The following is a 7,909-nucleotide window of genomic DNA, read 5'->3' on the forward strand; positions in this document are numbered from 1 at the left end:
ACACGGACCCCTCAACAGTCATCGAGTCGGTCCGCGCGCTTCAGCAAGCCGCCGTTGACGCGTCGTGTCTCGGGCGTTTCCACCAGGGAGTCAAGCATCTGCGGCGGGGCATGAGCCTGCTGGACTCCATCCACCCGGTCGCCGACGAGCACCGCACCGACTGGCTGGTCACCCGGATCAAGGTGGCCAGCACCCTGGCCGGGATGTCCTCGGAGATCACGGGGGACACCGCCGCCGGTCTGGCCGGCCTGGACGACGTGCGGCTCCTCGTCGACGCCGTCGCCGAGGAGGTGCTGCGGGCCCAGCTGAACAGCGCCTTGAACCACAACTACGCCATGCGGCTCATGACGGCCGGGCGCCACGAGGACAGCCTCGCCTCCTTCGACGCCTCCCTGGAAGACAAGGAATACCTGCTTGCCCAGGGGGACGATCCGGCGCCGCAGATGCGCAATTTCGTGGTGACCCTGTCCTCGCGTGGCGAGGTGCACACCAAGCTCGGCAACGTCAACGAGGCCCGCGCGGACTTGAGCCGGGCGCTGGAGCTGGCGGAGAAATACGAATTACGGGAAAAAGCCGCCGACGTCCGGCGCGTCCTCGGAACGCTGGCGCTGCGGACCGGCGACGTGCCGGAAGCATTGCGGCTGTTCGAGGAAAGCGAGCGGACCTACCGCGCGCTGGACATCGAGACGCCGGTCCTGCTGCCGATGGAGCAGGCGAAGGCCCTGCTGGCCGCCGGGCTGGCCGACGAAGCGGGCAGCCACCTGGACGACCTGATCGCCCGGTTGACCGCGGACCGCGGCATCGTGGGCCATCTGGGCGTCGCGGAGCTGCTGCGTGCCTCGGCCGCCTTGCTGAGCGACGACATCGAATTCGCCCGGCAAACCGCCGCCTCCGCCCGCCGGCTCCTGATGCGGGTCGGGTGCCAGACCTGCGTCGCCAACGCGACCGTCCTCGGCTTGCAAGCCGATGTGCGCGATGCGGTGTCGAGCGGGGTGTCGCCCTCGGCTCTGGCGGTGCGAGCCTTGCGGACCGCGGAAAAGATGAAGCTCCCCCGGCTGGCCGAGCAGGCCGCCACCGCACGGATGCTCGCCGTCCGGCTGGACATCCGGCGCGGGAACCTCAAACGTGCCGTCGAAACCCTCCGGCAGGTTCCCCGTCCCGGGCAGCTGACGCCCATCGACTACCGGATGCTCCGCCGGCTCTGCCGGGCCGAGCTCGCCGTCGCCCAGGGGAACCGGGTCAAGGCGCTCACCGAGATCCGGTCCGGGCTCACCGAGCTGGACGCCGTCCGTGATCGGATGGGTGGGCTCGACCTCGTGTCCGGGACCGCTCTGCACGGTCAGGAGCTCGCCGATCTCGCCGTGAAGCTCGTGCTCGAACGCAACGACGCGCGGCGCCTGTTCGTCTGGCTCGAACGGACCCGTGCCCAGACCTACCGCTACGAGCCGCTGTCCGCCGGGACCGATCCGGAGCTCGCCGCGCGCGTCGCCGAGGTGCGGGGGCTCGGCCAGGCGATCCAGGAAGCCCAGCACGACGGGCACCCGATCGCCGGTCTGCGGGCGAAGTACAACGAACGGCTCCGGGAAGCGCAGCGGCTCGGCTGGCACACCGGACGCTGGGGGCGGCCGCGGCCGCTGGCCGGTCTCCACGAGGTCGTCTCGCGGCTCGGTGAGCGGGCCATGGTCAGCTTCGCCGCTTCCGGGGACGACCTCGTCGCCGTCGTCGTCGCCGGGGGCGAGTGCCGGCTCGTGCGGCTCGGGTCCGCCGAAGCCGCCGCCGAGTCGGCGCGCGTGCTGAACGTCGACCTCGACGCGCTCGCGCCCGACAACCTGCCCGAGCGGCTGGCCGAGGTCGTCATGGCTTCGGCGCGCAAGCAGGCGGACAAGCTCGACGCGCAGCTGATCCGGCCGCTGGCCGAGCTGTTCGGCGACCGCGAGCTGGTGATCGTCCCGACCGGGCCGCTCTACGCCGTGCCGTGGGGCGTGCTGCCGGGCCTGCGGGGACGGCCGACCGTGGTCGCGCCGTCGGCGACCGCGTGGCTCGCCGCCGAGCTCACGAAGTCGCCGCGGGCCCGCAAGATCGTGCTCGTCCGCGGGCCGGGGCTGGCCGGCGCGCGCGGTGAGCTCGAAAAGCTGACCACGCACTACCGCACCGCGACGACGATGACCGGCGCCAAGGCCACGGTGAAGTCCGTGCTGCGCGCGCTGGACGGCGCGAAGCTCGCGCACTTCGCGGCGCACGGCGCACACGAGCCGGAGAACGCGTTGTTCTCCCGGCTCGAGCTGGCCGACGGCGCCCTGTTCGGCCACGAGATGGCCGGGCTGCGGCAACCGCCGCGGCAGGTGGTGTTCGCCGCCTGCGAGCTGGCGCTGAACCGGATCCGCCCGGGCGACGAAGCGCTGGGGTTCGCCAGCGCCCTGCTGGCGAGCGGCTCCCGGACGGTGATCGCGCCCCTGTCCCGCGTCGGCGACCTCGCCTCGGCGGCCGCGATGGACGACTACTACCGCGCGCTGGCCGTCCGCGAGAGCCCGGCGCTGGCGCTGGCCGACGCGATCGCCGTGGACCCGTTCCGGCGTCCGTTCGTCTGCCTCGGCGCGGGCTGAGCCGTACGCCGGTGCCAGGCCGCGGACAACGCCATCGCGATGTGGACCGCCATCGTCGCCCAGTAGGGTGACCCCGCACGACGCCGACAGGGTGGAGGTCGTTCGATGGCACGCACGGGCGGTGAGGGAGAACTCCCTTCGGTCGCCGAACTGGTGGACCTCTCGCAGACGAGGCCGCTGGTGATCCGCGGTGAACTCGACGCGAAGCTCGCCGAGGAACCCGAGCCCGTTCCCGCCCTCGACCCCCTGGCCGTGCTCGACGCCGAACTGGCCGCCGAAGAGCCCGAGGCGGCCGAAGAACGTCCCCAGCAGAGCCCGCCCGCCGACGGGTCCCGCCGCACCAAGCCGTACGTCCTCGCCGCGGGTGCGGCCGTCGCGCTCGGGCTGGCCGCCGTCGTGCTGGTCCAGCCGCAGCAGGTGGGCGGGACCGCCGTCCCGCCGCCGGGGGCGTCCGTCCCGGCTCCGCCGCCGGCGTCGAGCGAAGCGGTGGAGACGATGAGCGCCTCCGCTGCGCCGCCCCCGCTCACCGCGAAGGTGCAGGACTCCCCGGTCGAGACCACGCGCGCGCCGGCCGCGGCGGGACGCAAACCCGCGCGCGCCGACACCGCGACGACGACCGCCCCGCCGTCGACGCCGCCGGAGGACCAGTGGCGCGACTACGTCAGCTCGGTCATCAGCTCCTGGCAGCAGCACCACGGCGGCCGCAACCGCTGACCGTTCAGGGACGCCGGAACAGCAGCACGAACCCGGCACCCGAAAGCGCCAGCGCGGCCAGGAAGAACGCGGCGTGCACCGCGTTGCCCGTGACGGCGTCCCCGACCAGCTGCACGACCAGGTCCACGATGCCGAGCCCGCCGGCGATCCCCAGCGCGACCCGCGTGCCTCTCACCCCGCGGTGGACGCCGTAGACCAGCACCGCGAAGAGCCCGGCGCAGACCGCGAAGACGAGCACCGCGACCGGCAGCGGGACGGCTCCGGTGACCGCGGTGTGGCTGCCGGCCAGCCGGCCGGAGAGCGTCCCGAGGAACCAGCACGCCGTCGCGCCCCACCAGGCGAGGGCGGCGCGCGGTGCCGGGGTCGCGGACATGGCCGGAGCGTATGCCGGGATCGCCCGGTTCCGAGACGGCCGTGAGCCGAACCGTTACGCGCCCGGTGTCACACCGGAGTGCTATAAAGCGCTACCTCAGTGGGACCGGTTCCGCGACCGTAGGCGGGCGCCGCCGGTGCCGCTAGGGTGATCGTCTGGATCTGGCTCGCGAGCAGCCGAACGGGAGAAGCCGGTGACCGCCGCGCACGACCTATCGTGGGATCCCGGCACCCGCCTGCGGGTGCTGCTGATCGAGGACGACGACGGCGACGCGCTGCTGGTCGAGGAGATGCTGGCGGACACCTCCGTCGAATATTCGCTCGAACGCGTCGAGACCCTCTCCGCCGCGCTCAGCGGCCCGCTCACGGCCGACTGCGTCGTGCTCGACCTGCAGCTGCCCGACGCCATGGGGCTGTCCGGCCTGACCAAGCTCGGCCAGCACGCGCCCGGCGTCGCGGTGGTCGTCCTGACCGGCCAGCACGACCAGGCCACCGGCGTCGCCGCGGTCGCCGCCGGCGCGCAGGACTACCTCGTCAAGGACCAGGTGGACGGGCCGCTGCTGGTGAAAGCGCTGCGCTTCGCCCGCGAACGCAAGCGCGCCGAGCAGGTCGAGCAGCAGTTCCTGCAGCAGCAGCTGCTCGCCCGGGAGAACGCGCGGCTCGAACGCGGCCTGCTGCCCAGCCCGCTGCTGCGCGACCCGCACCTCGACCTGGCCTCCCGCTACCGGCCCGGCCGCAACGGCTCCCTGCTGGGCGGCGACTTCTACGACGCCATCGAGCTCGCCGACGGCACCGTGCACATGATGATCGGCGACGTCTGCGGCCACGGGCCCGACGAGGCCGCGCTCGGCGTCGCGCTGCGCATCGCGTGGCGCTCGCTGGTGATGGCCGGCCTGCCGATGGCCGACGTGCTGAGCATGGTCGAGCGGGTGCTGGTGCACGAGCGGATCGAGCCGCTGTTCGCCACTGTCTGCATGGTCGTCGTCGCGCCGGACCGAAGATCCCTGCGCCTGTCGCTGGCCGGGCACCTCCCGCCGCTGCTGCTCACCCCCGGCGACGGGCACCTGCTGACCGGTGAACGCCTCGGCGTCCCGCTCGGCATCGTCGACGGCGCCAAGTGGGACGCCGTCGAAGTGCCGCTGGAGCCCGGGTGGTCGTTGCTGCTGTACACCGACGGCGTGTTCGAGGGCCGCGTCGGCGCCGGGTCCGAGCGGCTGGGCCACGAGCGGATGGCCGCGCTGGTGCTCGACATCGAGCGGGAGACCGGGCTGCACGGCCGGGACCTGCTCGACGAGCTGATCGCCCGCGCCGAACGGCTCAACTCCGGCCCGCTCGACGACGACGTCGCCCTCGCCCTGCTCAGCCACGATCCTGGAGACAACGCCGATGAGCGTTGACGCCCGCCGCTGGCCGATCGGCCGCTGGCTCGCCCTGCTCGCCGTCACCGAAGCCGTCCTGCTGCTCGCCGCGCTGATCGGCAGCGGGATCGCGCTGAACAACCTCGCCGACGCCCGCAACCGGCTGCTGGACGTGATCGGGCCGCAGCGCCTGGCCGCGATCCAGCTGTCCACCGCGCTGCTGAACCAGGAAAGCGGTGTCCGCGGCTACCAGCTCGGCCGGCAGCCGGAGTTCCTCGTTCCCTACACCGACGGCGTCCGCGCGCAGGGCGAAGCGGTCACCCAGCTGCGGCAGCTCGGCGCGGTCCCGGGCACCCGGATCGGCGACGACCTGGCGGGCGTGCTGCGTGCGGCCGAAGCCTGGCAGGCCGCGGCCGCGCCGACCATCGCCCCCGCCGCGCCGCCGGTCACCGCGGCCCAGGTCGAGCGCGGCCGGACGCTGTTCGTCGAGGTGCGCCGGGCACTCGACGCGCAGCTCGACCACCTCGCTTCGATCCGCGACGCGGGCCGCGCCGAACTGGACTCCGCGGCGCGCTTCCTGAACGCGATGCTGGTGGCCGTCGCCGTGCTGGTCCTGCTGCTGTTCGCGGTGCTGTTCTTCGGCCTGCGGCAGGTGATCACCCGGCCGATCCTGCGGCTGGCCGGGGAGGTCCGCCAGGTCGCCGAGTCCGACGTCCACCGCCCGGTGCACGGGAGCGGGCCGCGGGAGATCGCCCAGCTCGGCGCCGACGTCGAGGCGATGCGGCAGCGCATCCTCGACGAGGTCGCCGAACTCGAGCGGGCGCACGCGCTGCTGGACCGGCGGACGCGCGAGCTGGAGCGGTCCAACGCCGACCTGGAGCAGTTCGCCTACGTCGCTTCGCACGACCTGCAGGAACCGCTGCGGAAGGTGGCCAGCTTCTGCCAGCTGCTCCAGCGGCGTTACCAGGGCCTGCTCGACGAGCGCGGCGAGCAGTACATCGAGTACGCCGTCGACGGCGCGAAGCGGATGCAGGTGCTGATCAACGACCTGCTGGCGTTCTCCCGGGTCGGCCGGCGGCCGGGCGAGCGCGTGCTGGTCGACACGGGCGTGCTGGTCGACGACGCGCTCGCGAACCTGGACGTCGCGCTGTCGCTGAGCGGCGGCAAGGTCAGCCGCGGCGACCTGCCCGAGGTGCGCGTCGAGCCGGCCCTGATGACGGCGGTGTTCCAGAACCTGATCGGCAACGCGCTGAAGTTCAAGGGCGAGACGCCGCCGGAGGTGCGGGTCACCGCCGAGCGCGAGGGCGACGACTGGGTGTTTTCCGTCACCGACAACGGGATCGGCATCGACGCGGAGTACGCGGAACGGGTGTTCGCCCTGTTCCAGCGGCTGCACACGCGCGCGGCCTACCCGGGCACCGGCATCGGCCTGGCCCTGTGCCGCCGGATCGTCGAGCACCACGGCGGCCGGATCTGGCTCGACACCGAGGCTCCGGACACGACGTTCCGCTTCACCCTGCCGGCCCGCGAAGACCAGGGGGACGCATGATCCAGGCGCCTGCCCCGATCGACATCCTGCTCGTCGAGGACGACCCCGGCGACGTGCTGATGACCCGGGAAGCGTTCGAGCACCACAAGATCCGCAACGCGCTGCACGTCGTGAGCGACGGCGTCGAGGCACTCGAGTTCCTCAACCGCGAGGGCGGCTTCGGGGAGGCGCCGCGGCCCGGGCTGATCCTGCTCGACCTCAACCTGCCCCGCAAGGACGGCCGGGAGCTGCTCGGCGAGATCAAGGAGGATCCCGGGCTGCGCACGATCCCGGTGGTCGTGCTGACGACGTCCGAAGCGGAGGAGGACATCCTGCGCAGCTACGAACTGCACGCCAACGCCTACGTCACCAAGCCGGTCGACTTCGAGAAGTTCATCGAGGTGGTCCGGAAGATCGACGACTTCTGGGTCACCGTGGTGCAGCTGCCGCACCGGTAGCCGTTTGGCGGGGAGTCGGGCACGATGGGGGGTCGTGACCTCTTCATCACGGGACCTCCCCGCCACCGAGCTGGCGGTCACGCTCGACTGGCGCGGACGGGCCGCGGTGCTGGGCGTGGCGGGGGAGATCGACCTGCTGAGCGCACCGGAGTTCGCCGACGTCGTCGACGCGGTGCTGGCCAGGGAACCGGAGACGCTGGTGGTCGACCTGCGTGAGGTGACGTTCTTCTGCTCGGCGGGCCTGCAGGTGCTCGCGGCGGCGCACCGCAGGCTGGCCGAGCGCGCGCTGCGGGTGGTGAGCGACTCCGCGGTGACGTCGGGACCGCTGAAGACCACCGGGCTCGACACGTGGATCGGCCTCCACCCGACGATCGACGAAGCACTTCGGTGAGGCGGGCGCGGATGCCGGAACCGTTCCAGTGCCACGGCGTGCAAGCGGTCCCGCAGGCCCTGCGGAGGCTTCGCCACGACCTGCTGGCGTGGGTCCTGGCGGCGGGGGTCGAGCCGGACCGGGCGGGCGACATCGTGCTGGCCAGCTACGAAGCGCTGGCGAACGTGGCCGACCACGCCTACGACGGCGCGGGTGCGGGAGTCGTCGACCTCGACGCCGCGGTGCATCCGGACCGGATCGAGGTGGTCATCACCGACCACGGCCGGTGGCGGACCCCGGTGGCGGACCCCCGTCCGGTTTCCCTGCGGGGCCGCGGATTGCTGCTGCTGAGGGCGAGCGCGGACCGGGCCGACATCTCCGCCGGCGAGGACGGAACCGTGGTCACCCTGGCCTGGGACCTCGCACCGGTCCGCCCCTGACCCGAAGTCCGTGAAGGCCTCCTTACCGGCCATAAGGGCCGGTATGGAGGCCTTCACGGACTTACC

General features: G+C 72.7%; 8 protein-coding genes. 7 read left to right on the top strand and 1 reads right to left on the bottom strand.

The features are described 5' to 3' along the window. Positions 1-110 precede the first annotated feature (110 nt). Positions 111-2,603, top strand: a complete 2,493-nt coding sequence (locus tag AB0G28_RS44090) for a CHAT domain-containing protein (RefSeq protein ID WP_361103854.1) — start codon at positions 111-113, stop codon at positions 2,601-2,603. Between the two features lie 105 nt (positions 2,604-2,708). Beyond that, positions 2,709-3,317, top strand: coding sequence for a hypothetical protein (locus tag AB0G28_RS44095; RefSeq protein ID WP_361103856.1), 609 nt, complete (start codon positions 2,709-2,711; stop codon positions 3,315-3,317). A 4-nt stretch (positions 3,318-3,321) separates the two neighbouring features. Here AB0G28_RS44095 and AB0G28_RS44100 read toward each other — a convergent pair whose 3' ends face one another. After that, positions 3,322-3,690 (bottom strand): hypothetical protein, encoded by a 369-nt coding sequence (locus tag AB0G28_RS44100; RefSeq protein WP_361103858.1) that lies wholly within the window; start codon positions 3,688-3,690, stop codon positions 3,322-3,324. Between the two features lie 193 nt (positions 3,691-3,883). On the opposite strand from AB0G28_RS44100, the gene AB0G28_RS44105 reads away from it, so the two are divergent. Genes AB0G28_RS44105 through AB0G28_RS44125 form a run of 5 tightly spaced genes read left to right on the top strand, consistent with a single transcriptional unit; the run spans position 3,884 to position 7,843 of the window. Further along, positions 3,884-5,086, top strand: coding sequence for a SpoIIE family protein phosphatase (locus AB0G28_RS44105; RefSeq protein ID WP_361103860.1), 1,203 nt, complete (start codon positions 3,884-3,886; stop codon positions 5,084-5,086). Next, entirely contained in the window at positions 5,076-6,596 is a 1,521-nt protein-coding gene (locus AB0G28_RS44110; RefSeq protein ID WP_361103862.1) for an ATP-binding protein, read from the top strand. The genes AB0G28_RS44105 and AB0G28_RS44110 overlap by 11 nt, the downstream gene beginning before the upstream one ends. Next, the gene (locus AB0G28_RS44115) at positions 6,593-7,033 is read left to right on the top strand and encodes a response regulator (protein ID WP_361103864.1); all 441 of its coding nucleotides are present in this window, start codon (positions 6,593-6,595) and stop codon (positions 7,031-7,033) included. The genes AB0G28_RS44110 and AB0G28_RS44115 overlap by 4 nt, the downstream gene beginning before the upstream one ends. A gap of 34 nt (positions 7,034-7,067) precedes the next feature. Further along, entirely contained in the window at positions 7,068-7,424 is a 357-nt protein-coding gene (locus tag AB0G28_RS44120; RefSeq protein WP_361103866.1) for an STAS domain-containing protein, read from the top strand. Positions 7,425-7,435: 11 nt separating this feature from the next. Beyond that, complete coding sequence (locus AB0G28_RS44125; protein ID WP_361103868.1) at positions 7,436-7,843, top strand: ATP-binding protein; 408 nt, start codon at positions 7,436-7,438, stop codon at positions 7,841-7,843. The last annotated feature ends 66 nt before the right edge of the window (positions 7,844-7,909 follow it).

It is taken from the genome of Amycolatopsis sp. NPDC021455 (genome assembly GCF_040640995.1).
GTDB lineage: Bacteria > Actinomycetota > Actinomycetes > Mycobacteriales > Pseudonocardiaceae > Amycolatopsis.